The 24,152-nt window shown below is 56.1% G+C and carries 22 protein-coding genes; 11 read left to right on the top strand and 11 right to left on the bottom strand.

All coding sequences use genetic code 11. The annotated features are described in order from the left end of the window. Positions 1–59: 59 nt before the first annotated feature. The 3 genes from Q3H59_RS10200 (at position 60) to Q3H59_RS10190 (ending at position 2,644) form a co-directional block, all read left to right on the top strand. Positions 60–1,544 carry an FGGY-family carbohydrate kinase gene (locus Q3H59_RS10200; RefSeq protein WP_309834605.1) on the top strand — a complete coding sequence of 495 codons (1,485 nt, stop codon included), beginning with the start codon at positions 60–62 and terminating at the stop codon, positions 1,542–1,544. 117 nt (positions 1,545–1,661) lie between these two features. After that, positions 1,662–2,144: an antitoxin Xre/MbcA/ParS toxin-binding domain-containing protein gene (locus Q3H59_RS10195; protein WP_154193487.1), complete on the top strand. Its 483-nt coding sequence runs from the start codon at positions 1,662–1,664 to the stop codon at positions 2,142–2,144. Continuing rightward, positions 2,144–2,644 carry an RES family NAD+ phosphorylase gene (locus tag Q3H59_RS10190; RefSeq protein ID WP_101764367.1) on the top strand — a complete coding sequence of 167 codons (501 nt, stop codon included), beginning with the start codon at positions 2,144–2,146 and terminating at the stop codon, positions 2,642–2,644. Before Q3H59_RS10195 ends, Q3H59_RS10190 begins: the two co-directional genes overlap by 1 nt. 281 nt (positions 2,645–2,925) lie before the next feature. On the opposite strand, the gene Q3H59_RS10185 is transcribed toward Q3H59_RS10190, so the two are convergent. Next, positions 2,926–4,188, bottom strand: coding sequence for a phosphatase PAP2 family protein (locus Q3H59_RS10185; RefSeq protein ID WP_309834602.1), 1,263 nt, complete (start codon positions 4,186–4,188; stop codon positions 2,926–2,928). 75 nt (positions 4,189–4,263) lie between these two features. Next, positions 4,264–4,503 (bottom strand): hypothetical protein, encoded by a 240-nt coding sequence (locus tag Q3H59_RS10180; RefSeq protein ID WP_101764365.1) that lies wholly within the window; start codon positions 4,501–4,503, stop codon positions 4,264–4,266. Positions 4,504–4,753: 250 nt separating this feature from the next. On the opposite strand from Q3H59_RS10180, the gene hpxO reads away from it, so the two are divergent. Next, positions 4,754–5,911 carry an FAD-dependent urate hydroxylase HpxO gene (hpxO, locus tag Q3H59_RS10175; protein ID WP_277974885.1) on the top strand — a complete coding sequence of 386 codons (1,158 nt, stop codon included), beginning with the start codon at positions 4,754–4,756 and terminating at the stop codon, positions 5,909–5,911. A 24-nt stretch (positions 5,912–5,935) separates the two neighbouring features. Here the strand turns inward: hpxO and dcp are convergent, their stop codons facing one another. From dcp to guaD, 5 genes are all read right to left on the bottom strand, one after another. Further along, a complete protein-coding gene (dcp, locus tag Q3H59_RS10170) occupies positions 5,936–7,984 on the bottom strand; it encodes a peptidyl-dipeptidase Dcp (protein WP_309834599.1) in 2,049 nt (682 codons plus the stop codon). Positions 7,985–8,056: 72 nt separating this feature from the next. Next, positions 8,057–8,839, bottom strand: coding sequence for a xanthine dehydrogenase accessory protein XdhC (gene xdhC / locus Q3H59_RS10165; protein ID WP_101764362.1), 783 nt, complete (start codon positions 8,837–8,839; stop codon positions 8,057–8,059). Beyond that, entirely contained in the window at positions 8,826–11,192 is a 2,367-nt protein-coding gene (gene xdhB, locus Q3H59_RS10160; RefSeq protein WP_277974887.1) for a xanthine dehydrogenase molybdopterin binding subunit, read from the bottom strand. The genes xdhC and xdhB overlap by 14 nt, the downstream gene beginning before the upstream one ends. Then, positions 11,182–12,624, bottom strand: a complete 1,443-nt coding sequence (xdhA, locus tag Q3H59_RS10155; protein ID WP_280172855.1) for a xanthine dehydrogenase small subunit — start codon at positions 12,622–12,624, stop codon at positions 11,182–11,184. The genes xdhB and xdhA overlap by 11 nt, the downstream gene beginning before the upstream one ends. Further along, complete coding sequence (guaD, locus tag Q3H59_RS10150; protein ID WP_277974889.1) at positions 12,621–13,949, bottom strand: guanine deaminase; 1,329 nt, start codon at positions 13,947–13,949, stop codon at positions 12,621–12,623. Before guaD ends, xdhA begins: the two co-directional genes overlap by 4 nt. Positions 13,950–14,333: 384 nt before the next feature. On the opposite strand from guaD, the gene ydfG reads away from it, so the two are divergent. Next, a complete protein-coding gene (gene ydfG, locus Q3H59_RS10145; protein ID WP_101764358.1) occupies positions 14,334–15,080 on the top strand; it encodes a bifunctional NADP-dependent 3-hydroxy acid dehydrogenase/3-hydroxypropionate dehydrogenase YdfG in 747 nt (248 codons plus the stop codon). A gap of 128 nt (positions 15,081–15,208) precedes the next feature. Here ydfG and Q3H59_RS10140 read toward each other — a convergent pair whose 3' ends face one another. Further along, the gene (locus Q3H59_RS10140) at positions 15,209–15,538 is read right to left on the bottom strand and encodes a YnfA family protein (RefSeq protein WP_192233901.1); all 330 of its coding nucleotides are present in this window, start codon (positions 15,536–15,538) and stop codon (positions 15,209–15,211) included. Positions 15,539–15,668: 130 nt separating this feature from the next. Between Q3H59_RS10140 and Q3H59_RS10135 the strand changes: the two genes are divergently transcribed. Together Q3H59_RS10135 and Q3H59_RS10130 are read left to right on the top strand one after the other, a co-directional pair. Further along, the gene (locus Q3H59_RS10135) at positions 15,669–16,004 is read left to right on the top strand and encodes a DUF1283 family protein (protein ID WP_101764357.1); all 336 of its coding nucleotides are present in this window, start codon (positions 15,669–15,671) and stop codon (positions 16,002–16,004) included. A gap of 52 nt (positions 16,005–16,056) precedes the next feature. Continuing rightward, entirely contained in the window at positions 16,057–16,353 is a 297-nt protein-coding gene (locus Q3H59_RS10130) for a DUF1161 domain-containing protein (protein WP_277974923.1), read from the top strand. Positions 16,354–16,384: 31 nt separating this feature from the next. Here Q3H59_RS10130 and Q3H59_RS10125 read toward each other — a convergent pair whose 3' ends face one another. Then, on the bottom strand, positions 16,385–17,845 hold the full coding sequence (locus Q3H59_RS10125) for an MDR family MFS transporter (protein WP_309834592.1): 1,461 nt from the start codon (positions 17,843–17,845) through the stop codon (positions 16,385–16,387). Between the two features lie 384 nt (positions 17,846–18,229). Here Q3H59_RS10125 and Q3H59_RS10120 point away from each other — a divergent pair, with 384 nt between their 5' ends. From Q3H59_RS10120 to osmV, 4 genes are read left to right on the top strand one after another with little or no spacing between them, the layout of a single operon-like run. Beyond that, positions 18,230–18,946 (top strand): ABC transporter permease, encoded by a 717-nt coding sequence (locus tag Q3H59_RS10120; RefSeq protein WP_101764354.1) that lies wholly within the window; start codon positions 18,230–18,232, stop codon positions 18,944–18,946. A 16-nt stretch (positions 18,947–18,962) separates the two neighbouring features. Then, the gene (locus Q3H59_RS10115; RefSeq protein ID WP_309834590.1) at positions 18,963–19,889 is read left to right on the top strand and encodes a glycine betaine ABC transporter substrate-binding protein; all 927 of its coding nucleotides are present in this window, start codon (positions 18,963–18,965) and stop codon (positions 19,887–19,889) included. 9 nt (positions 19,890–19,898) lie between these two features. Beyond that, positions 19,899–20,546 (top strand): osmoprotectant ABC transporter permease OsmW, encoded by a 648-nt coding sequence (gene osmW / locus Q3H59_RS10110; protein WP_309834588.1) that lies wholly within the window; start codon positions 19,899–19,901, stop codon positions 20,544–20,546. Beyond that, the gene (gene osmV / locus Q3H59_RS10105) at positions 20,546–21,682 is read left to right on the top strand and encodes an osmoprotectant ABC transporter ATP-binding protein OsmV (RefSeq protein ID WP_101764353.1); all 1,137 of its coding nucleotides are present in this window, start codon (positions 20,546–20,548) and stop codon (positions 21,680–21,682) included. The genes osmW and osmV overlap by 1 nt, the downstream gene beginning before the upstream one ends. A 144-nt stretch (positions 21,683–21,826) precedes the next feature. Here the strand turns inward: osmV and Q3H59_RS10100 are convergent, their stop codons facing one another. Next, positions 21,827–23,200 (bottom strand): nucleobase:cation symporter-2 family protein, encoded by a 1,374-nt coding sequence (locus Q3H59_RS10100; protein WP_309834584.1) that lies wholly within the window; start codon positions 23,198–23,200, stop codon positions 21,827–21,829. A 178-nt stretch (positions 23,201–23,378) separates the two neighbouring features. Continuing rightward, positions 23,379–24,083 (bottom strand): dethiobiotin synthase, encoded by a 705-nt coding sequence (bioD, locus tag Q3H59_RS10095; protein WP_280172858.1) that lies wholly within the window; start codon positions 24,081–24,083, stop codon positions 23,379–23,381. Positions 24,084–24,152 lie beyond the last annotated feature (69 nt).

The raw sequence follows: 24,152 nt of genomic DNA, 5'->3' as shown, positions 1-24,152 counted from the left end.
CCTTACCTGCACCGGCGCTTAAGCGGTGCGCCGTCTTCGCCAGTTGCACGGAGTCGGATATGAAGATAGTCGGTATTGATGCCGGAAACACCATGATCAAAGCGGTGCTGTTTGATCTCAGCGGTCGCGTATTGTCGGTGGCCGAGTGCGCGGGAGAAACCCATCGTCCGCAGGAAGGCTACGCCGAACGGCCGGTGGCGGATATCTGGCATGGCGTCAGCGATGCGGTGAGCCGTTGTCTGGGGCAGGCGGAGACGCCCGCCAGCGATGTAATTGCGGTTGGCGCGGCCGGCCACGGCAACGGTTTGTACGCGCTGGATAAGCATCAGCAGCCACTGTTTGGTATTCAATCTATCGATCATCGAGCTTGTGACAAGGTGCACGCGCTGGAAATGAGCGGCGCGGATAAGCGCATCTACCAGATTTCGCTGCAAAAACCCTGGCCTGCGGCAACGCCGGTATTAATCAGCTGGATTAAGCAACATCAACCCGAGCGCTGGGCGCAAATCGGCCATTTACTCTGCGCGAAAGACGTTATCGCCCATTTTCTCAGCGGTGCGATTAGCGCTGATTTTTCAGATGCCGCCGGCGCCGGCTTAATTGATTATCGTGCGCGCGGCTACAGCCGTGAATTGATGGCGCTGTACGACATCGAAGAGGCGCTCGCCCTGCTGCCCGAACTGCGTGAATCCTGCGAGGTGGTTGGCCATGTCACAGAACGTGCATCCCAACTCACCGGATTACCGGCGGGCATTCCGGTGGTGGCGGGCATATTTGATGTGGTGGCCAGCGCCGTGGGTTCAGGCGTGGTGAACACCGGTCAAGCCTCGATTGTCGCCGGTACGTGGAGCATCAATCAGGTGGTGGTGGATAAACCCGACTATCTGCGCCCGGTATTTATGAACTCCATTATAGAGTTCGACCGTTATATGGCGATTGAGGCCAGCGCCACCTCGGCGGCGAATCTCGACTGGTTCCTGCGCGAATTCGACGATGGTCGCGGCGGTCAGGGCGCGGCGCGCAGCAGCGATAGCGTGGCGCACGTGCAACCCAATGCCCAGCTACCGCTCTATCATCCTTATCTCTATTCCGGACGCAAATCGGAACCGGCCAAGGCCGGGTTTTATGGCTTAGGCGGCTGGCATACGCGCGCCGATATGCTGTTTGCGCTGTTCGAAGGTGTGACCTTTGCCCATCGGGCGCATATTGATCGCTTGCGTGCGGCAGGCATCCCTTTTACGCAGGCCATTTTGTCGGGCGGCGCGGCGCGCAGTTGCATCTGGCCGCAGATGTTTGCTGACGTGTTAGGCATACCGATTCGCGTGGCGGAGTGCAAAGAGACCGGCGCGCTGGGCGCCGCCTTGTGTGCCGGTGTGGGCGTCGGCGCATGGCGCAATCTTGCCGAGGCCGCGCAGCAGGCGGTGCAGATCAATCCCGGCAAATTGTTGCCGCGACCAGAGCGCGTTGCGTTTCACGACGTACGTTATCGGGTGTTTAAAAAGCTGGAGCTGGCGATGCGCGAGATGTGGCAGGAAGCCAGTTGATTATTGTTTATTAACAATGCATTAGTTTTAAGATCGTATAAAAAATGACAACCCCTGCGCAGTAATGTACACTTGAGCTATCAAAATGTTCAAATGAACATTGTTCAGGAGGTTGTTATGACAACTGCATCCCCATTCAATCACGGCAATGCCGCACGCGTCTTCGATCCCACGCTGATCCAGCACGCTCAGCAATCGTTTATGGATCAAATGGGCTTACCGCGTAATCCGCTGAAAGCGCACCAGTTGATCACCGAAGGTCTGGATGTCGGCATCGTTGAACGCGCGGCCACGGTGCTGAAAGCAACGCCGCTGGATGTGGCCCAGATGGTGTCTATCGATCGCAATACCTATCGCCGCCGCGAGAAAGCCGGATCGCAACTTTCGGTGGAGCAAGGTGCGCGCGTGTATCAGGTGTTCGAAATTCTGGATGCCGTATTGCAATTATTTGCCGGTGACGTTGACGCTGCCATGCACTGGATGTATCAACCTGCGTTGGCACTGGATGATGCATTGCCGATGGAGATGCTGAGCACGCCTGCGGGTTGTGATGCGGTGTTAACGCTGATTGGTCGCCTGGAACACGGAGTAATTGTGTAATGACGCAACGGAAGGAACCGGATGCTCCCTATCGGCTGTTTTATCGACTCGTGAAAGAAGAGTACGCCAGCGAGGCATTTAGCGGCGCTGGCGCTGAAAAATGGGGCGGACGCTGGAATCCGCCCGGTATTAAGACGGTTTACCTCAGCAGTTCAAAGGCGCTCGCCACGCTGGAACTGGTGGTGCATGCCGGTAAAGCGATGCTGGAGAAAAGTCGCTTTGTGATTTTTACTCTGCCGATTCCTGAGAGCGAAATCATGGCGCTGGACAGCAATAAACTGCCCGACGATTGGCAAAAGTATCAGCAGCAGGAAGAGACACAGGCGATTGGCGCCGCATTCCTCGATGTGCAAGGCGGCTTTCCTTTGCTATTAACGGTACCCAGCATTTTGACCGGCGAAGACAACGCCATTCTCAATCCCGACCATCCCGCCGCTGCGGCCCTATTTGCACAAGCTACTTCAGCGCCCTTCGCGCTTGATCGCCGGATTAAAGCGTGACGAGGGTATTGCTTCAGTGCGAGTTGTTGAAAAGGACACATTTGCTAAAGGCGCTGGCGCGTCTGCTGCGGCAAAAGGGCTATCCACAGCGCTGAGGATTTTACGTTGGGCCAGGAGCCTCACGCATGGATGCGTGAGGCAGTTCGGGGCCGGCCAGGACGGCCGATCCCCGAACGGTCCGTTGGCACAACGTAGAAGCCGAAGGCACCGCGCTAGCGGCGCGAGGACGGCCCGTGACGCAGCAGATGTGTCTGCGCCCGCACCGAATTTAAAGCAAAATATCAACGCGCCGGTTTCGCTAAAGCATACGCCGCCGTTAAATCCACACGTTGCCAGAATGACTGATCTGCATCATTGCCAGACAGCGGATAGCCGTTTGGCAGCGCGCTTTTCACCATCAGGCTACGAATCTGCGCATCAGACAGCTGCGGCAACGCGGTCTTCAGCAGGATCTCCGCGCCCTGCGGGACTTTGACAGGCGTATTCTGCACATTGGCTTTCGGCAGGTTGTAACTCATGGTGAAACGATAGAACTGCTTCATTGCCGGTGAGCGATATGGATCGTCCTTGCCATTGCTGCGCGCACACTCTGCCAGCGACGTGCCGCACTCTTTTTCCAGCGCAGCACGCAACTGATCGCGCGCTTCGCTAAACAGTGCCTGATAGCGCGCACCATTGAGATAATTCGCCACGTTGCGCTGCGCTACCATGCGCGAACCCATCACATCCAGCGGGTAATGCACGCCCAACACTAAACGCGAATAACCGTAGCGTGCGCCGCGCATCACCAATGCTTCAAAACGTTCCGGCACCATTTCGGCCAGCAACAAGGCATCGGTATAACCGGTGTTGGTATGGCCGCTCGGGAAAGAGCCGCCGTCGGCGGTGTAACGCACGTTGTCTTTGACCACCACATCGTCCGGCACCAGATGAATGCTGTTGCCCTCGCGCAGGAACGGTCGCGGATAGTTAAAGTGCTTTTTCGCCGCGCTGGTGCTGACTTCACTCGCTTTAATCAGCGCGGCGGCCTTACCAATCTCACCTTTGTCGTAAGCGGCGAGGAAGGCTTTGCCGAGACGCGGGCCGAGCGCATCGGAGAGGAAATAGAGATAGCTGATGGCTTCTGCATCGGCCAGAGCCTGATGACGCACATTTTGCGTGGCGTTCAGGTTGATGTGGGTGACGGTGGCTTGGCTGGCATCAAGTACGCTGGCGGGCAACGTGCTAAAGCCCGAAAGCAGCACAATTCCGGCCTGCTGGTTCTCTTTAATTTTGAAATCGTAGCCGCTGTTTTTCAGCCACTGCGTGTCAGCTTGTTTCGCGGTCTGTTTGGCTTTTTCCAGTTGCTCGCGCGTCAACGTGCTGCTGTCACCTTGCAGCGCCTGACGTTCAGCCTGCAGCGATTGCTGTTCGAGATCGCGATAAGCGGAGGTGGAACCGGTGGAGGTTAAGCCTGCCAGCGCGGCCGCACCGGGCAGTGAAACCGCATGTGCCTGCTGTGCCAGCAGAATAACCGATGCAATCAGTGTGAAGCGGGTTTTCATTATTTTCCCCTGTTATCAGAATATTACCTTGCCGGGGAAACACGCTAGCACTCGGTTATGACAGATTTATTTCATTTAACGACACTGACTGGCACAGTTTTGTACGCAAATTTGTGCCAGCGAGCCGCAGCCGCCGTTATTGTCATTTTTACACTGTGATTGCTGCACATAGCAGTTTTGCTGACAGGCTGAAACATCGCACTTCGCGGCAATCGGCGTCAGCTGCACCACCGGTGCTTTTCGCTCCGGCTGCCATTGCGGTTGTGCCAGCACGCTGGCGCTGAACAGCAAGGTAAAAGCCATTATCCATTTCATGATTGAGTCCTCGCAGAACGGGTGTAATGAGTATGGCTGCTGCGGGGCCAATTACCATGCTGAAACAATCGATTCACTCTTTCACAGAAGTTGCTCTGCTACAGTGCATGGGCGTGCGCCACTGTAGTGCAGAGCGTTAAGATCAGATGCTGCTTCGTTGATGTAAAATCAACGAGTTAGCCTCCATTCGGCCAACCCTCCAACCTGGTACAAAAGTTGCAGTCTTTAATGCATAGCAAAGGAGACGGATATGAAAGCGATTGTGATTGGCGCGGGCATTGGCGGTATGAGTGCTGCGATTGCGCTGGAGAAAGCGGGTTTTGACACCGCGGTGTTTGAAGCAGTGAAAGAGATGAAGCCGGTGGGTGCGGCGATCTCTATCTGGCCCAACGGCGTGAAATGTCTCAACGCGTTGGGCATGAAAGAGCCGCTGCGCGCACTGGGCGGCAACATGGCGTTTATGGCCTACAACGATGCGCACAGCGGCAGCACGCTCACCCGCTTCAGCATGAAACCGCTGGTGCAGCAGGTGGGGGAATATCCCTATCCGGTGGCGCGCGCGGAGTTACAGGCGATGCTGATCGATACCTACGGACGTTCGCGCATTAGCTTTGGTAAACGCGTCACGCAGGTTGAGCAAACCGAGCATGGCGTCACCGCCTGGTTTGATGACGGTAGCCAGGCCGAAGGTGATTTTATGATTGCCGCCGATGGTACGCACTCGGTGATCCGCCACTATGTGCTGGGTGAAAGTGTGGAACGTCGTTACGCCGGTTACGTCAACTGGAACGGCCTGGTGACAATTGATGAAGCGATTGCGCCCGCCGATCAATGGACCACTTTTGTCGGCGAAGGCAAACGCGTGTCGCTGATGCCGGTCAGCGATAACCGCTTCTACTTCTTCTTTGATGTTCCGCTGCCAAAAGGCTTGCCGGAAGATCGCGCAACGTTGAAAAACGATCTCAAAGGCTACTTCAGCGGCTGGGCCGAACCGGTGCAGCGTCTGATTGAACGCCTCAATCCGGAAACCACCAACCGTGTGGAAATCCACGACATCGAACCGTTTAGCCGTTTTGTTAAAGGTCGCGTGGCGTTGCTGGGCGATGCCGCACACAGCACCACGCCGGATATCGGGCAAGGCGGTTGTGCGGCGATGGAAGATGCGGTGGTGCTGGCGCAGACGCTGGCGTCACACTCTTTAGGGATTGAGGATGCGTTGTTACGCTATGAAGCCCGACGCGTGGAGCGCACCAAAGATTTGGTGTTGAAAGCCCGTAAGCGCTGCGATGTGACCCACGCTAAAGACGCGGAAGTGACGGCGGCGTGGTATGCAGATTTGAAAAACGAAACCGGCGAGCGCGTGCTGGCCGGCATGTGCGATACCATTGAAGGCGGTCCGCTGGGTTGAACCAGGTCGCCATCAATGGCGTTTCTACGACTCTAATCCACGATTTTTCAGCATAGGGCCGATCTTCGGCTCTTTGCCGCGCCACGCCAGCCACAGATGCTGCAAATCGGTGCTGTTACCGCGTGACAGAATATGTTCGCGGAACTGCTGACCGTTTTCACGTGTTAATCCACCACGTTCGACAAAGGCTTGATAGCCATCATCGGCGAGCATCTGCGTCCAGATATAGGCGTAATAACCGGCTGCATAGCCGCCGCCCCAGATATGGCGGAAATAGCTGGAGCGATAACGGGGCGGAACCGTCGCCAGCGCAATGTTTTCGGCGGCCAGCGCCTGCAGCTCGAAGTGGCTGACGTCCTGCGGATTGTCTTGCGTGGTCAGTGAATGCCACTGCAGATCCAGCAGCGCGGCGGCCAGCAGTTCGGTCATGTCGTAACCTTTGTTGAACTTCGCGGCGCGCACCATCTTGTCACGCAGCTCAGCCGGCATCGCCTCTCCGGTTTTGTAATGGCGCGCATAGTTGGCAAACACCGCTTCGTTGCTGGCCCAATGCTCATTAATCTGCGACGGGAACTCGACAAAGTCGCGCGGCGTGGCGGTACCCGACAAGCTCGGATAGCGTTGCGTGGCGAACAAACCGTGCAGCGCATGACCAAACTCGTGGAACAGCGTGATCACTTCATCCCAGCTCAGCAGCGCCGGCTGGCCTGCCTGCGGCTTGTTGTAATTGCACACGTTGTAGATCACCGGTTTGGTGCCGAGCAGCGTGGTTTGGTCGACGAAATTACTCATCCACGCGCCGCCGCTTTTGTTATCACGCTTAAAGAAATCGGTGTAGAACAGCGCCAGCGGCGTGTCGTCGGCATCGAAAATCTCGTAGACGTTAACGTCCGGATGATAAACCGGCAGATCGTGGCGCTGGCTAAAGCGAATGCCAAACAGCTGGCTGGCCGACCAGAATACACCTTTTTCCAGCACGTTATTCAGCTCAAAGTACGGGCGGATTTGGCTCTCATCCAGCGCGTATTGGGCTTTACGCACCTGCTCGGCATAAAAACTCCAGTCCCAGGCGCGCAGCGGAAAACGGTGATGCGCGGCTTCAATGGCCTGCTGAATGTCGGCGGCTTCGCGTTCCGCGCGGGCCCGCGCGGCAGGGACAATATTGCGCATAAAGGCAAAAGCCGCCTCCGGCGTTTTCGCCATCTGATCCTGCATGCTCCATTCGGCATAGGTTTTGAAACCGAGCAAACTCGCCTGCTGCGCGCGCAGTTGCGCCATGCGTAACACGATGTCGCGCGTGTCGTTATCATCGCCCTGCTCGCTGCGTGTTAGCGCCTGCTGGAACAGCGCTTCACGCGTGGCGCGCACTTCCAGCGCCTGCAGCGCCGGTTGTTGCGTGGTGTTTTGCAGAGCAATCAGCCATTCGCCGTGCAAGCCACGTGCTTCGGCCGCCGCTTTGGCATGCGCCAACTCTTCCTCGCTTAATCCGGCCAGCGCCGCAACATTGCTCACCACATAAGCACCGGCTTTGGTGGCCGCCAGCAACTTATTACCGAAGCGGGTGCTGAGGCTCGCCAGCTCCTGATTGCAGGCGCGCAGCTGGGTTTTATCCGCGTCGCTCAGGCTGGCACCGGCCAGCCGAAAATGCTGCCAGGTGACTTCCACCAGCCGCATCGCTTCGGCATCCGGGCACTGCGAACCGCGATGCTGGTAAACGGTATCGAGGCGAGCAAACAGCTGGCTGTTCAGGTAGATTTCATCATTGAGCGCGGTGAGTTGCGGGGTAATCAGTTCATCGATTTCCTGCAGGCGATCGCTGGTGTTGGCGGAAGTCATGGCACCAAACACCAGATTCACGCGCTTCAGCAACTGGCCGCTACGCTCCAGCGCCTCAAAGGTGTTGGCGAAGGTTGGCGCGTCAGGATTGCTGGCGATCGCCGCCACTTCGCGCCGTTTCTCTTCAATCCCCGCCTCCAGCGCCGGCAGAAAATCCTCTTCCTGAATCTGGTCAAATGGCGGGGTTTGATACGGCAAGGTGCTGGCGGTGAAAAACGGATTAGCTCGTGAATTCATTATCGCTCCTGATAATCAGCAACGCCGCACGGTGGCGGCGGGATGGTTCTATCCTGGCAGTTTCCTCGTCACTCAACAACTTATCGCCTGCTGCTGATAAACGCTGATGATTTCTCCCGCCACCGCGACGGCAATTTCCGCCGGTAACTTGCCCTTCACATCCGCCAAACCAATCGGGCAGCGCAAACGTGCGAGGGAATCTGCCGCAATGCCTTTGCCCTCTAAGCGATAGCGAAAGCGCTGGGCTTTAGTGGCAGAACCAATCACACCGGCATAGCGAAAATCGCCCCGGCGCAAGATCGCTTCGCTGAGCGCCAGATCGAGTGGATGATCGTGCGTCATCACCACAAAATAGCTGTCGGGCGCGGCTTCCTGCACGCAGTCAATCGGATCCTCAACCTGACGCACCGTCACGCCGGGCGGCACGGCGCGAAACTGCGCGGCGCGGCTGTCAATCCACGTGATGCGGCACGGCAAAGTGGCAAGCAGATTTACCAGCGCCTGGCCAACGTGACCTGCACCGTACACCTGGATTTCCGGCTGCTGCTGCATCAGCGGTTCAAACAGCAAAGTGGCGTGACCACCGCAGCATTGGCCGAGACGTGCAGCCAGCGCAAACTCTTCACTGCGCGGTTGAGTGCAGCGCTGCTGCAGCATCTCTCGCGCCTGAGCAATGCATTGATATTCGAGATGGCCGCCGCCAATGGTGAGAAAAGTGTCAGTGGCGCTGACCACCATTTTGCTACCGCGATCGCGCGGCACAGAGCCCCGCTCGCTGAGCACGGTAATCAGTACGCAGCTTTCGCGTTTTTCCCGCAGGCTGTGCAACACGCTGATCCAGTCATGATAAATCATGGTCCGCTCCTGATAAGCGCTGAATCCCCCAGAATACTCGCTCCGGCGTGGCGGGTGCGTCCAGCTGCGGATGGCGACGATAGTTATCAACGCTGGCAACCGCATCCTGCAATGCGCACCACACGGCGATGCCCAACATGAACGGCGGTTCGCCGACGGCTTTGGAGTGGAACACCGTGTCCTGCGGGTTTTTGCGGTTCTCAACCAGCGTGACGCGCAAATCACTGGGCACATCACTGATCGCCGGGATTTTGTAGCTGGCCGGGCCATCGGTGAGCAATTTGCCCTTGTCGTTCCACACCAGTTCTTCGCAGGTGAGCCAGCCCATGCCCTGCACAAAACCGCCCTCAACCTGGCCGATATCAATGGCCGGATTCAGCGACGCGCCCACGTCATGCAAAATGTCGGCGCGCAGCAAGCGGTATTCGCCGGTCAGCGTATCCACCAGCACTTCACAGCAGGCCGCGCCGTAGGAGAAGTAATAGAACGGTTTGCCGCGTCCGGCGGCGCGATCGTAATGGATGCCCGGCACTTTGTAGAAACCGGTGGCAGAAAGCGGCACCTGATTAAGCCACGCTTGCTGTGCAACCTGGGCGAAGGTGAAGTGTTTCTCGCCGACGCGCACGATACCGTTGCTGAAATGCACCGCGTCTGCCGCGCATTGATGTTGCTGACACAGCATCTCGGTAAGGCGATCGCGCAGGATTTGTGCGGCATTTTGCGCCGCTTTGCCGTTGAGATCGGCCCCGCTGGACGCTGCGGTTGGCGAGGTGTTGGGCACTTTGCCGGTATCGGTGGCGGTCACCTGAATCTGGCTGATATCAATCTGCAGCACTTCCGCCACAATCTGCGCCACTTTGGTGTTTAAGCCCTGGCCCATTTCGGTGCCGCCGTGATTGAGCTGCACCGTGCCATCGGTGTAAATCAAAATCAGCGCGCCGGCCTGATTGAGGAAGCTGGAGGTAAATGAGATGCCGAATTTCACTGGCGTCAGCGCCAGTCCGCGTTTCATAAAACGTTTGCTGGCGTTAAATGCGCTGATGTCACGACGCCGCGCGGCGTATTCGCTGCTGGTTTCTAATTGCTCCGTCATCTCATCCAGCAGATTGTCTTCCACCTGCTGGTGGTAATGGGTGATGTTGCGATCGGTTTTGCCGTAATAGTTACGTTTGCGCAGTTCGAGCGGATCTACTCCCACTTCGCGCGCGACGTGATCCATGATCTGCTCAATCGCCACCATGCCTTGCGGCCCGCCGAAGCCACGGTACGCGGTGTTCGAGGCGGTATGTGTGCGGCAGCGATAGCCGGTAATCAGTGCATCGCCGAGGTAATACGCGTTATCGGCGTGGAACATCGCACGATCGACAATCGATCCGCTGAGATCGAGTGAATAACCGCAGTTGCCGGCCAGATCGATCTTCACGCCGCAGAAGCGACCATTGTCATCGACGCCGACATCGTAGCGGACAAAAAACGGATGGCGTTTGCCGGTGATCTGCATATCGTCGCGGCGCGCCAGACGCATTTTTACCGGTTTGCGCAGCTGACGCGCGGCGATGGCACACAAACACGCCACGCCTGCCGCCTGCGTCTCTTTGCCGCCAAAGCCACCGCCCATGCGCCGCATATCAATGGTGACTTTGTTCATGGTGATGCCCATCACTTCCGCCACCAGCTTCTGCACTTCGGTGGGATTTTGCGTCGAGGAGAACACCTGCAAGCTGTCATCTTCGCCGGGGATCACCAGCGCCGTCTGGGTTTCCAGATAGAAATGTTCCTGACCGCCGATGTGAAATTCGCCCTGAATACGGCGTGACGCCCGCGCCAGCGCAGCGTCAGCATCACCGCGTTGGTGAATGTGCGGCTGCTGTACAAAGAAACGCTGTTCCAGCGCTTCACGCACGTCGAGGACGGCCGGTAGCGCTTCGTACTCAACAATCGCCGCTGCGGCGCCGGCACGCGCCGCTTCCGGTGAATCAGCGGCGACGGCAATGACGATTTGACCGAAATATTCGATTGTGTCCTGCGCCAGCAGCGGATCGCCCGGTTCGAGCGGACCGACATCGTTGAGGCCCGGCACATCGCGCCACGTCAGCACGCTGACTACGCCCGGCACCGCGTAACATGGCTGCACATCCAGTTTGGTGATGCGCGCATGCGCATGCTCGCTCAGACGCGGACAGAGATGCAGCAATCCCGGCAGATCCGGCTTGTCGTCGATATACAGCGCTTCACCGGAGACATGCTTGTCGGCACTTTCATGTTTATTGCTGCGCCCGACGCCCGTTTGCATGTCGGTGGCAAACTGGGCTTTCAGCAGCGTTTCGTTCAGTTCCGGACGGTTATGAGACATAGCGCGATACCTCAGTAATGGTCAGCTCGCCAGACGCTTGTGCGTAGTAGCGGCGCAACAGATTGCGCGCCACCTGCAGGCGATAATCGGCGCTGGCGCGGAAGTCGCTTAGTGGCTGGAAATCCACACTTAGCGCGGCGCAGGCTTTTTCGATGGCGCTGAGATGCAGCGGCTGGCCCAGCAGTTGTGCTTCAGCCGCCAGCGCGCGTTTCGGCGTGGCGGCCATACCACCAAAGGCGAGCCGCGCTTCCACAATTACCCCTTCCGCGATGTGCAGATTGATAGCGGCGAAAACGGCGGAAATATCATCATCCAGCCGTTTAGCCACTTTCCACGCCGCAAAGTTGGGTGACACCGTCACTTTAGCGATGGTGATGCTGCGAATGAATTCACCCGGCAGCAAGACCGTTTGGCGATAGGCGGTAAAGAATTGATCGAGCGGGACTTCTCGCCTCTTTTCACCCTGCTGCAAAACCAGATGCGCATTTAAAGCCAGCAGCATCGGCGCGCAATCACCAATCGGCGATGCGTTACTAATGTTGCCGCCGAGCGTGCCCTGATTACGAATTTGCAATGAGGCAAAACGCTCCAGCATGCTGCTAAACGCCGGAATGTGCTGCGCTAAAAACTGATAGCAATGCTGCAATGAGGCGGCAGCACCGAGATAAAGATGCGTTTCATCTTCGTGGCAGACCTTCAACTCATCAATCTGCTCCAGCGCGATCAGCAGCGGCAAGCGCTGATATTGCTGAGTGATTTGCAGTGTCAGATCGGTACCGCCAGCCACCAGACGGGCTTCAGGATATTGCTGATAGAGCTCGGCGAGTTGCGCTACTGTTTTCGGCAGGTAGCAGCGGCTGCCCGCGGCTTCGATGATCTGTACTTCATTGTTGCTGAGCGCCTGTAAACGCTGCACTAGCGCGGGTGCATTAGCACGGAAGGCATCCGCATCAGGTTGTTCACACGCCTGCTGCGCCGCATCCATGATCGGACGATAGCCGGTGCAACGGCATAAATTACCCGCCAGCGCCTGTTCCGCCTGATGACGATCCCAGCCAGCGCTGTTTTTCTGCAGAGTAAACAGCGACATCACGAAACCCGGCGTGCAGTAGCCGCATTGCGAGCCGTGGCAATCCACCATCGCTTGCTGCACGCTGTGCAGTTCGCGGCCCTGCTTGAGATCTTCCACGGTAATCAATTGCTTGCCTTGCAGGCTGCTGACCAGCGTCAAACAGCTGTTCACCGCCTGATACTGCATCTGCCCATCGACGACTTTACCGAGCGTGACGGTGCAGGCACCGCAATCGCCAGACGCGCAGCCCTCTTTGGTACCGCGACGCTGCTGCTGGCCGCGCAGGTAGTTAAGCACGGTGAGATTGGGATCAAGCTCGCATTCGGTGATTAAACGATCGTTGAGTAAGAACTGGATCATGCGATTTGCTCCTCACTTTCGCGCTGCCAAACCGGTTTGCCGCTCACCCAGGTTTGCGCGATGTTGCGGTCGTCGCCAAGCGTCATCATTACAAACAGCCGCTCCCAGATGTCTTTGCTGTTGGCATTGCGCAGCTTCTGCAGCGGCGACACCGCCGCATCGAGTACCACGAAATCGGCCTCTTTGCCGGGATTGAAGTTGCCGATAACGTCATCCAGATCGAGCGCGTGCGCGCCGCCTAAGGTGGCGTGATAAAACGCTTCGCAAGCGCTGAGTTTGTATTGCTGTAGCTGGCCGACTTTGTAGGCTTCGCCCAGCGTTTGCAGCAGATTAAAGGTGGTGCCTGCGCCAACGTCGGTGCCAATGCCCATGCGCACGCCCTGCTGCCAGCAGCGTTTGATGTTGAATAATCCGCTGCCGAGGAACAGGTTTGAGGTCGGGCAGAAGGCAATTGATGAATCGGTGTCATGCAGGCATTGCCACTCTTGATCTTCCAGATGCAGGCAGTGCGCGAACACGCTGCGTTTGCCGGTAAGTTGGTGGTGGTGATAGACATCGAGATAGCCTGCGCGCTCCGGGAATAGTGCTTTTACCCAGGCGATCTCCTGCTGGTTTTCACTTAGGTGCGTGTGCATCCAGACATCAGGAAACTCCTCGCGCAGCTGGCGCACTTTATCCAGCAATTCCGGCGACGAGGTCGGAGCAAAGCGCGGCGTGAGCGCATAGCTCAGGCGACCGCGCTGATGCCAGCGCTCAATCAGTTCACGCGAGTGCTGATAACTCTCTTCCGGCGTTTCGGTCAGGTATTCCGGCGCGTTGCGATCCATCATCACTTTGCCCGCGATCAGTCGCATATCCAGCTGCTGCGCGGCGCTGAACAGCGAGTCGACCGACTGCTTATGCACGGTGCCGAATACCAACGCGGTGGTGGTGCCGTTCGACAGCAGCTGATGCAGGAAGAACGCCGACATTTTTGCCGCGTGATCGGGACAGTGATATTGGCTCTCCACCGGGAAGGTATATTGGTTGAGCCACTCCAGCAGCTGTTCGCCAAAGGCGCCGATCATCTCGGTTTGCGGGTAATGAATATGGGTATCGATAAAGCCGGGCACGATCAGTTTGCCGCGCAGATCGGTGACGCGCGTGGGATCAACGCGCCCTTCCGCGATTTGCCAGCTTTCAAGGCTGACCACTTTGCCGTCACGCAGCGTTAATAAGCCATCTTCGAGATAGCGTGCATTGGCAGCGATGTCGTCTGGCTGCGCGGCCAGAGCGGTGAAATCAAAGAAGCTGGCGCGCAGCAGCGTTTCGGGTGCGTAAGGCATAATGGTTCCTTGGTGCTTTTTTATGAGTGCAGGTGATTGCCTTAAAGATAGTTTGCAAAGCGCATGCCAATGCAAAGAACAAAAAATACTGTTTACTTTCAATATAATAGGTTGTTTTGATGCGTTTTTGTGTCAAGCTTGACGAGCAAACGTATGCGCAACCGGTTGCCTGCTATCGCAAACGGTTGCGATTTAACATAGCGGCGAGTTTTGTCACGCATGGCGTGATTATCGCCTGTTGAGATGCGTCTTTGTGGTGCGCCAATGCACTCGTAATGTGCAGGAAAAATCCTGCAACACGCTGCTTTGGGTTTTCATGAGCATGGGTTCGAGGTTAATGCTAAGGTGTGGCTGATAACCTGAAATCGTTTAAGGAACAGTGAGATGATTATTTTTGTTACTGGCGCAACTGCTGGTTTTGGTCAAAGTATCACCCGCCGCTTCATTGCTACAGGTCACAAAGTGATCGCCAGCGGACGTCGCGCTGAGCGTTTAAAAGAGCTGAAAGATGAGCTGGGCGACAATCTGTATACCGTTCAGCTGGACGTGCGTAATCGCGCCGCCATCGATGAAGCGATCGCCTCCCTGCCCGCTGAATGGCGCAATATTGATGTGCTGGTTAACAATGCTGGCCTGGCGTTGGGTGTGGAACCGGCGCACAAAGCCAATATCGAAGACTGGGAAAATATGATCGACACCAACAATAAAGGTTTGGTGTACATGACGCGTGCGGTGCTGCCTGCAATGGTTGAGCGCAATGTTGGTCATATCGTGAATATCGGTTCGATTGCCGGTAGCTGGCCTTATTTGGGTGGCAACGTGTATGGCGCAACCAAAGCGTTCGTGCGCCAGTTCAGCCTGAATCTGCGTACCGACCTGCACGGCACCGCGCTGCGCGTGACCGATATCGAGCCAGGTTTGGTGGGCGGCACTGAATTCTCAAACGTGCGCTTCAAAGGCGATGACGATAAAGCGGGCCAGGTTTATGAAGGCACCACCGCGCTGACGGCGGAAGATGTCACCGAAGCGGTGTATTGGGTGACGACGCTGCCGAAGCACGTCAACATCAATACGCTGGAGATTATGCCGGTGACGCAAACCACCGCGGGACTGAAGGTGCATAAAGGTTAATCGCGGTTACACGCTGTTTGATCGAAATACCCGGGGCGATCATCCTATGAGGCGCTCCGGTGGCTTTCGCCGCGACGACCTCATCGGGATGTTTCCCCCCTGATATCGCACGCCGGTGTGGCCGATGATTACGCGCGGCCCCAACCGGTCACGATAATCAACATGCCGCTCAAGGCGACCAGCGCGCCGACCCAATCCCACGTACTCAGTTTTACGCCATCCACCACGCGCAGCCAGATTAGCGCCGTCAGCACGTATACGCCGCCATAGGCCGCATAAACGCGCCCGCTCGCGGCGGGATGCAACGTTAACAACCAGACAAACAGCGCCAGACTTGCCGCGGCCGGCACCAGCAGCCACGCCGTCATGCCCTTCTTCAACCACAGCCACGGCAGGAAACAGCCAACAATTTCCGCTATCGCAGTGATAAAAAACAGCAAGGCGGTTTTGACCAGCATAGAAAATCTCTCGCTAAGCTAAACAAAGCGCTCACCGCTGGTGAGCAAAGAAGCAGCGATGATATACTAGCGCCCATGGTTGTTACAGCCGCGATCCCGGCTGTGCTGGTGTTAACTGAAGGAAATGACGATGAAAAAACTGTTTTCCGCCCTGCTGGCTACCGTGGTGACGTCGAGCCTGTTAATGGCTGCGCCCATCGCTGCGGCCAAAACCGATCGCCTGATTATTGAAGATGGCAGCAGCGCCTCCAGTAATGAAGCCGCGCGCCAGAGCAAAGAGCAGTGGAACGATACCAAAAACCTGCGTAATAAGGTCAATACGCGCGTTGAGAAAGAGTTTGATAAAGCGGACAAAGCCTTTGATACCCGCGACTCCTGCGAGAAGAGCTATAACGTTAACGCCTATTGGGAACCGAATACGCTGCGCTGCCTCGACCGCCGCACCGGACGTCCAATTGCACCTTAATCGTTTATCACTGCTATAGTTTTGACAGGATTTCTGACCAAAGGAGTGAATGATGAAAAAACGTAATGCAGTTCTGCTGATGGCGATCTTGTCGCTGCCGCTATTGGCGCAAGCGTCTTGTGAAAGCGTCAAAGCGGACATCAGCAAAAAAATCATTAACAACGGCGTCGCCGAATCGGATTTCACGCTGGATATCGTGGCCAATGATCAAGCCGATCAGGTCGGCGGCCAGGTTGTGGGTCATTGTGAGAACGACACACAGAAAATCGTCTACAAGAAAAATGGCCGTGATGGTGACAGCACCGTGCCAGACAGCGCGGGCAGCTCTCAGGATACGCCAGCGCAGTAAACTTTCGGGCGGCTCTCTGGCCGCCCTGCTTTTACTCCACTTCCGGCCTTTGCCGCGGCATTATCCACGCCACCCACAACGTTAGCAGCGCAATCAGCAACGACACTACAAACACCCAATGTAAAGAACTGGCGATTTGTCCGGTCCAGTCATGCAATGTCGCCTCCGACAGCGCCTGACGGCTTTCAGGCGACATGATTTTCTGCATCGGATCGTCGGCCTGCGGCAGACGCAGCGACAAATTGAGGTTCAGCACCGCGCCCAATAACGCGGTACCAATCGCCGACCCGATCATGCGGCTGAACATGATTGAGGCGGTGCAAATGCCGCGAATATCGTAATGCGCATGGTTCTGTACCGATACCAGAAACGTGGTGCTGGTCATGCCCATGCCGGTGCCAATCACAAAGGCGGTGAATCCGGCCTGCACGATTGAGCTGTCGCTGCGCAGTAGCAGCAGTAATGCGCTGCCCGCAATCAGCAGCAGCGCGCCCAACTGCGCGGTGAAGCGATAGGAGGTGATAAGCATCAACCTACCGCTCAATGTACTGGCCAGCGGCCAGCCAATCGACATCATCGCCAGTGCGCTGCCGGCCTGCAGCGGCGTGCCGCCGGTGATGCCCTGAATCCAGGTTGGTAGAAAGGCGCTGATGCCCATCATGCTGGCACCGATGATCAGGTTGCCAATGTTGCCAGCGACGATAAGCCGGCTGCGCCAGATTTCCAGCGGGAACAGCGGCGCATCAGCACGCTGTTCATGCTGTTTTAAACGCCAGGCAGCAATGACCGCCAGCAGCAGGAACGGCACCAGCCAGAAACCGAGCACTTCTGCCTGCAGCAGCGCGACCAGCAACGCCGTTACGCAGATCATCAGCCAGCAGCTGCCGGTGAGATTGAGCGTGGTGGCCTGATTTTGTTCGCGCGATGGAAGAAAACGCGCCAGCAGCAGCATGGCGATGGCGCCAATCGGCACGTTGACCCAGAAAATCACCGACCAGCTAAAGTGCTGCACCAGCCACGCGCCGCTCAGCGGACCAATGATTGCCGCCACGCCCCAGACGCTGGAGAGCCAGCCCTGGACGTTGGCGCGTTCGCGCGGCGAATAGACGTCCGCCACAATGGTGGACGTCAGCGGCATAATCGCCCCGGCACCTAACCCCTGAAAAGCGCGAAACAGGATCAGCCACGCCATGCTTTGGGCAAATCCGCACAGAATCGATCCCAGTAAAAAGAGCGAAACACCGATAAACAACAGTCGTTTGCGGCCCCACATATCTGCCAGTCGGCCATACAGCGGCACGCTGACGGCTTGCGTCAGTAGATAGATGGAAAATACCCAGCCAAACTGCGAAAAGCCGCCAAGATCGGCAATAATGGTCGGCATGGCGGTGGCTACGATGGTGACTTCAATCGCCGCCATAAACATAGCGAGCATGCAGCCGATAAGAATCCAGTGGCGATGTTCCGTGTTCAATTCTGCAGTTTCAGTCATACGTCTCCTTAATTTCTAACAAGGCTAGCTGAAAATTCACCAAACCAGTTTCCTCTACGTGCGCCCCATCTGTTACGACGTCACTTATTTCGATGAAAATTTTTTATTGTCGGATGATGCCTTATTCCGCGCGGGTTAGATGGCGTTTTTTATTATTTCTATCTGTCTGATTTTGCCGCAAAAACTAGCGCTTATCGACAAGCATTGCTATAGGTCTAAGCGGTGCTTTCCAGATATTCACTGAAAAAGCATTTGATAACAGTCATTTTAACTGCAATTTAACGGGGTGAAGGATTTTCGTATGTGCGCGTTTTAACACTGCGCCGTCATCCTGGGAATGACATTACCTATCGAACGATTTCTTGAATCAGGAAGACACTGGCTATGCAAAATGCATCGCTCGCCCGCCGCGCTGGGCTGGCTCTGCTCGCGATTGTTGCGGTGATTGCCCTGCTGGTTTGGGGGCTGGGGCTGAATACGCTGCGCGACCGGCGGGAAGATTTGGTTTATCTCGGGCAGCAGCATCTGTTTTTGGTGTTTTGGTCAATGTTCTTTGCGCTGCTGGTAGGCATTCCCAGCGGCATCCTGCTTAGCCGTCCATTTGCTCGTCGCTGGGCAGAGTACGTGATGCAAATCTTCAACGTGGGTAACACGCTGCCACCGCTGGCAGTATTGGCGCTCGCGATGGTGATTGTCGGTATCGGCGATCGTCCCGCGCTGATTGCCCTGTTCCTCGCCTCGCTGCTGCCCATTGTGCGTAATACTTTTGCCGGTTTAAGCGCGGTACCGCCGTCGCTGATTGAAGCCGCCAACGGTATAGGTATGACGAAGTTTCAGCGTTTGCGCCAGGTTGAAATTCCCAATGCGCTGCCGGTGATTCTGGCAGGCGTGCGCATCGCCACGGCGATTAACGTCGGTACCGCGCCATTGGCGTTCCTGATCGGCGCCAGCAGTTTTGGTGAGCTGATTTTCCCCGGCATCTACCTCAACGACTTCCCTACGCTGATCCTCGGCGCTGTGGCCACCGCGCTGGTTGCGCTGGTGCTCGACATGCTGCTCGCAGCATTGGGACGTTATCTCAGCCCGCACTCTGCGGCTTAACACAAGGAGTTTTGTGATGGCCACTGCCAATAAGCTGGCGCGCTGGGTTAAAAGTACTGCGCTGGCACTCACCGCGACGCTGGCAATCAGCCAAAGCGCCGCGGCTGCAACACCGATTACCATGGCAACCAAGAGCTTTACGGAGCAGCACATCCTCTCCGCGATGACAGTAATCTGGCTGCAAAAGAAAGGTTTCCAGGTGATTCCCAAGACCAATATCGCCACCACTATTGGTCGTAACGCGATGATCAATAAACAGATTGATATGACATGGGAATACACCGGTACTTCGCTGATCATCTTTAACCACATCAATAAGCCGATGTCGACCGAAGACGCGTATAAAACGGTAAAACAGCTGGATGCGAAGTTAGGGCTGGTGTGGCTCAATCCTGCACCGATGAACAATACCTATGCGTTTGCCATGCAACGCGATCGTGCGGAGAAAGAAGGCATCAATACCATGTCGCAACTGGTGGCGAAGCTGGAAGAGGTACGCAAGAACGATCCGGATCATAACTGGAAACTGGGTTTGGACCTGGAATTCTCGGGCCGCTCCGATGGTCTTAAGCCACTGCAGAAAGCCTACAACATGCCGCTCGATCGTCCGCAGATTCGCCAGATGGATCCCGGCTTGGTTTACAACGCGATTCGCGATGGCTTTGTTGATGCCGGTTTGATCTACACCACCGATGGCCGTGTGAAAGGGTTTGAACTCAAAGTGTTAGAGGATGATAAGCACTTCTTCCCGAGTTACAACGTCACGCCTGTGGTGCGTCAGGATGTGCTCGAGAGCCATCCGGGCCTGGATACGGCGCTCAATCAGCTCTCCGCCTTGATTAATGACGAAGCGATCACCGAGATGAATAAGCGTGTCGATATTGATCATCAGTCGCCGCAACAGGTGGCGCGTGATTTCCTTCAATCCAAGAACATGCTGTAAGGAGGCGCTGTGGATACCTTGCATTACATCATGAATAACTGGCACACCTTGATGACGCTCACCTGGCAACACACGTGGCTGGTACTGGTGGCGGTCGGTTTCGCCATTATCGTTGGCGTACCGCTGGGCATTTTGATTGTGCGCTTTAAGTGGCTGGCCACGCCGGTGCTCGGCATCGCCACCATTGTGTTAACCATTCCCACCATCGCGTTGTTTGGTTTGATGATTCCATTGTTTTCTATGATCGGTCAGGGCATTGGCGCCCTTCCCGCTATTACCGCCGTGTTTCTCTACTCGCTGCTGCCGATTGTGCGTAACACCCACACCGCGCTGAAGAATTTGTCTCCCGGACTGCGTGAAGCCGGTCGCGGGATTGGCATGACCTTCTGGCAGCGTCTGCGCTGGGTGGAAATTCCGATGGCGCTGCCGGTGATTTTTGGCGGTATTCGTACAGCGGTGGTGATGAATGTCGGCGTGATGGCGATTGCCGCCGTGATTGGTGCGGGCGGTTTGGGCCTGCAACTGCTCGACGGGATCAGCGGCAGCGATGTGCGCATGCTGATTGCCGGTGCCTTGATGATTTGTTTGCTCGCGATTGTGCTTGATTGGCTGCTGCACCGTTTGCAGTCGGCGCTGACTCCTAAGGGGATTCGATAATGATAAAACTTGAAAACCTGACGAAAACCTTTACGCAAAAGAACGGCACATCACTTAATGCCGTGGATAACGTCAGCCTTGAAGTGCCTGCCGGGGAAATGTGCGTGCTGCTCGGCCCATCGGGTTGTGGCAAAACCACCACCCTGAAGATGATTAACCGTTTGATTCCCTCCTCAAGCGGCAGGATTTTGATCAACGGTGAAGACACCAGCGGACAAGATACCGTCACCCTGCGCCGCAATATTGGCTATGTCATCCAGCAGATTGGTCTGTTCCCGAATATGACCATCGAGGAGAACATTACCGTGGTGCCGCGCATGTTGGGTTGGGATAAGAAGCGCTGCCGTGAACGCGCCACGGAATTGATGAGCATGGTGGCGCTCGATCCGACCAAGTTCCTGCATCGCTATCCGCGCGAAATGTCTGGCGGTCAACAGCAGCGTATTGGCGTGATTCGCGCGCTGGCTGCGGATCCACCGGTTTTGCTAATGGATGAACCTTTCGGTGCGGTCGACCCAATCAACCGTGAAGTGATTCAGAACGAATTCCTTGAGATGCAGCGCCAGTTAAAGAAGACCGTGATGCTGGTTAGCCACGATATTGATGAAGCGCTGAAGCTCGGCGACCGCATTGCGGTGTTTGGTCAGGGGAAAATTGTGCAGTGCGCCAGCCCGGATGAGCTGTTAGCCAAACCGGCGAACGACTTTGTTGGCTCCTTTGTCGGTCAGGACCGTACGCTGAAACGTTTGTTGCTGGTGCAGGCCGGCGATGTCACCGATCAGCAGCCCACCATCACCGTGCAGCGTAATACGCCACTGCAGGAGGCCTTCGCCACCATGGACGATAACGATATGCGTTCGGTGACGGTAGTTGATGAAGATGGCAAGCCACTGGGATTTGTGAAGCGGCGTGAAGCGCGCGGCGCTACTGGCCGCTGCGAAGAGATGCTGCATACCTTTAAAGTGACCGGCAAAGCGGAAGAAAACCTACGCGTGGTGCTGTCGAAGCTGTATGAGCACAACACGGTGTGGATGCCGATCGTCGATGAGGAAGGTCGTTATAGCGGCGAGATATCGCAGGATTACATTGCCGATTATCTCAGTTCTGGACGTACGCGCCGTCGGTTGAATCCGTAAAACCCTAAGCAGTCGCCGAGGGGCATATGGCAGATCGTAAAGTCGCCATAAATCATCCCTGAGGCTCAGCCCGCGCCTTCCCTGGCGCGGGATGCTTTACTCCTCTGCCATATGCCCCTCGGCTATTTGACTCCGTGCGCTTTGTTAACGCGACTCCTCAGCCGTTTTTGCCGCCACTGCTTCGCTGCGCTCTGAAGGCAGCACGACATTCAAAATAATCGCCAGCATCCCGCCGGTAGTCACTGCGTGACCAAACAGGTTGCTAATCAGCGTCGGGAACTGTTTCAGCACCTCAGGCACCGCTTCGACACCCAAACCGATACCAAACGACACGGCAACAATCAGCATCTCGCGACGGCCAAGTGGCGTTTGCGTCATCACACGGATACCGGCCGCCACCACGCTACCAAACATCACGATGGTCGCGCCGCCCAGTACCGGCGGTGGAATCTGCTGCAGCATATAGCCAATCGCCGGGAACATACCGAGCAGCACCAGCATCACGCCGATCACCATGCCAACATAACGGCTGGCAACGCCGGTCATTTGGATGACGCCATTATTTTGCGCAAAAGTGGTGTTGGGAAAGGCAGAGAACACGGCGGCAAGCAAACAGCTGATGCCATCGGCGAAAATACCGCCCTGCATGCGGCGCTCAAACGCTTCGCCTTCAATCGGCTGCTGCGACAACATGCAGTTCGCCGTGAGGTCGCCCACCGCTTCAATCACGGCTATCACCGATACCAGCGCGATGGGAATAAAGATGGTCCAGTCAAAGGCAAAACCAAAACGGAATAGCGCCGGCATTACCAGCCACGGCGTATCACCCATTGGCTTGAGGGTGAGATGGCCGGTTAACGCTGCGGCGATACAGCCCGCAGCAATGCCGGCCACCACCGCAACCAGCCGCGTCCAGCGATTTTGCGAACGGTTAAGTACGATAATCACCAGCAGCGTCAAGGCACCGAGCGCCAGATTGCCGGGCGCGCCAAAATCGCTGGCGTTATGGCCGCCAGCCCAATCGGTGATGCTGACTTTAATCAGGCTGATACCAATTAAGGTAATAACGGTGCCGGTAACCACCGGCGTCAACACTTTGCGTAATGGCGCGATGCAGCGGCTGATCAACATCGGAATCATCGCCGCCACCAGGTTGCAACCAAAGATCATCGCCATGATCTCTTCTGGCGATCCGCCGCGCGCTTTGACCATCAATCCGCCCGACAGAATCACCCCGAGAAAGGCAAAGCTGGTGCCCTGCAGGCAGATCATGCCTGCGCCAATGCCCATAAAGCGGCGCGCCTGCAGGAAAGTACCGAGACCGGAAACGAGCAGTGACATACTGATCAGATAAGGGATCCATGCCTGTAATCCCAACACGGAACCAATAATCAGCGGCGGCGTAATGATGCCCACTACGCTGGCCAGCACATGTTGCAGTGCGGCACAAAATGCAGGCAATGGACCGATGCGGTCATTCAGCCCATACAACAAACCTTTCTCATCTGATTGCGACATACAGGTGCTCCGGCAAGATATTCATCAGAGCTGCTGATGCATGAATCACGCCAGAACAAGGGGTTTATTAAAATTTGTAAGTAAGATATTGAATATTATGGCAATTAATTCAGTAAAGAGGAGGGCTGAACCTGAAATCTTAGATTCAGCCATTGATCATTTGCGGCCTTTTGTTTCATCAGGCCGCAGGCTTTGCACTGTTGTCGTGCGTAAAATTGTCATCGAGCAGTGAAATATCCAGATAACCACTCAGTTCCCGCTGTTCTGCGCGCGGCAGATAAGGCAACTCGCCTAATAAAGGTGCACCTAACTTGTTGCTCAAAACATCAATAATTTCAGCGTAATGCGCCAGACCGGGATTAATACGGTTGGCTACCCAACCCACGAGTCGCAATCCATCCTGCGCAATCGCCTCGGCGGTCAGTAAAGCGTGGCTGATGCAACCTTCTTTAATGCCGACTACCAACACAACGGGTAAATGTTCCTGCCGCACCCAGTGGGACAAAGGCTGTAAGTCGTTCATTAAACTGCGCCAGCCGCCGGTGCCTTCTACCACCACGCGCGCGGCGCGCTGCTGCAAATCGTTTAGACTGCGGCTGAGCAACGGATAATCTATACGCTGCGACGCGCTGGTGCTGATTTCATCCTCTTGTAAGGCGATAGGATTGACGGCGGAATAATCGAGAGCGAGACCTGAAGCCTGCTGTAATAACAGGGCATCTTTATTACGTAAGCCTTCAGATGTGAGTTGCGCGCTTTTGGCGACAGGTTTGAAGCCTGCGGCGCACAGATTCGCCTTGGCAAAGCACTGCAATAATGCGCGTGATACCACGGTTTTACCCACCGCGGTGTCGGTACCGGTGACAAAAAGCGTTTTCACCATTCTCCTCCTTCATTAAAGCGATGTGTAACGTGCGAAGGAGGCAGTTTAAGGAAATGTTTTCGCGGGCAG

Origin of the sequence: Pantoea sp. SORGH_AS_0659 (genome assembly GCF_031453915.1) — a bacterium.
Taxonomy (GTDB): Bacteria; Pseudomonadota; Gammaproteobacteria; order Enterobacterales; family Enterobacteriaceae; genus Pantoea; species Pantoea leporis.
The sequence above is the reverse complement of the archived record's forward strand: the minus strand, read 5'-3'. Positions and strand labels throughout refer to the sequence as shown.

What these genes read in the sequence shown, in the direction of transcription:
- guaD (WP_277974889.1), bottom strand. Translation starts at nt 13,949, where the DNA reads ATGCCTTACGCACCCGAAACGCTGCTGCGCGCCAGCTTCTTTGATTTC.
- Q3H59_RS10140 (WP_192233901.1), bottom strand. Translation starts at nt 15,538, where the DNA reads ATGCTGGTCAAAACCGCCTTGCTGTTTTTTATCACTGCGATAGCGGAA.
- hpxO (WP_277974885.1), top strand. Translation starts at nt 4,754, where the DNA reads ATGAAAGCGATTGTGATTGGCGCGGGCATTGGCGGTATGAGTGCTGCG.
- osmV (WP_101764353.1), top strand. Translation starts at nt 20,546, where the DNA reads ATGATAAAACTTGAAAACCTGACGAAAACCTTTACGCAAAAGAACGGC.
- xdhA (WP_280172855.1), bottom strand. Translation starts at nt 12,624, where the DNA reads ATGATCCAGTTCTTACTCAACGATCGTTTAATCACCGAATGCGAGCTT.
- Q3H59_RS10135 (WP_101764357.1), top strand. Translation starts at nt 15,669, where the DNA reads ATGAAAAAACTGTTTTCCGCCCTGCTGGCTACCGTGGTGACGTCGAGC.
- xdhC (WP_101764362.1), bottom strand. Translation starts at nt 8,839, where the DNA reads ATGATTTATCATGACTGGATCAGCGTGTTGCACAGCCTGCGGGAAAAA.
- xdhB (WP_277974887.1), bottom strand. Translation starts at nt 11,192, where the DNA reads ATGTCTCATAACCGTCCGGAACTGAACGAAACGCTGCTGAAAGCCCAG.
- bioD (WP_280172858.1), bottom strand. Translation starts at nt 24,083, where the DNA reads ATGGTGAAAACGCTTTTTGTCACCGGTACCGACACCGCGGTGGGTAAA.
- Q3H59_RS10190 (WP_101764367.1), top strand. Translation starts at nt 2,144, where the DNA reads ATGACGCAACGGAAGGAACCGGATGCTCCCTATCGGCTGTTTTATCGA.
- Q3H59_RS10115 (WP_309834590.1), top strand. Translation starts at nt 18,963, where the DNA reads ATGGCCACTGCCAATAAGCTGGCGCGCTGGGTTAAAAGTACTGCGCTG.
- Q3H59_RS10185 (WP_309834602.1), bottom strand. Translation starts at nt 4,188, where the DNA reads ATGAAAACCCGCTTCACACTGATTGCATCGGTTATTCTGCTGGCACAG.
- Q3H59_RS10180 (WP_101764365.1), bottom strand. Translation starts at nt 4,503, where the DNA reads ATGAAATGGATAATGGCTTTTACCTTGCTGTTCAGCGCCAGCGTGCTG.
- Q3H59_RS10125 (WP_309834592.1), bottom strand. Translation starts at nt 17,845, where the DNA reads ATGACTGAAACTGCAGAATTGAACACGGAACATCGCCACTGGATTCTT.
- Q3H59_RS10130 (WP_277974923.1), top strand. Translation starts at nt 16,057, where the DNA reads ATGAAAAAACGTAATGCAGTTCTGCTGATGGCGATCTTGTCGCTGCCG.
- ydfG (WP_101764358.1), top strand. Translation starts at nt 14,334, where the DNA reads ATGATTATTTTTGTTACTGGCGCAACTGCTGGTTTTGGTCAAAGTATC.
- Q3H59_RS10120 (WP_101764354.1), top strand. Translation starts at nt 18,230, where the DNA reads ATGCAAAATGCATCGCTCGCCCGCCGCGCTGGGCTGGCTCTGCTCGCG.
- Q3H59_RS10100 (WP_309834584.1), bottom strand. Translation starts at nt 23,200, where the DNA reads ATGTCGCAATCAGATGAGAAAGGTTTGTTGTATGGGCTGAATGACCGC.
- Q3H59_RS10200 (WP_309834605.1), top strand. Translation starts at nt 60, where the DNA reads ATGAAGATAGTCGGTATTGATGCCGGAAACACCATGATCAAAGCGGTG.
- Q3H59_RS10195 (WP_154193487.1), top strand. Translation starts at nt 1,662, where the DNA reads ATGACAACTGCATCCCCATTCAATCACGGCAATGCCGCACGCGTCTTC.
- dcp (WP_309834599.1), bottom strand. Translation starts at nt 7,984, where the DNA reads ATGAATTCACGAGCTAATCCGTTTTTCACCGCCAGCACCTTGCCGTAT.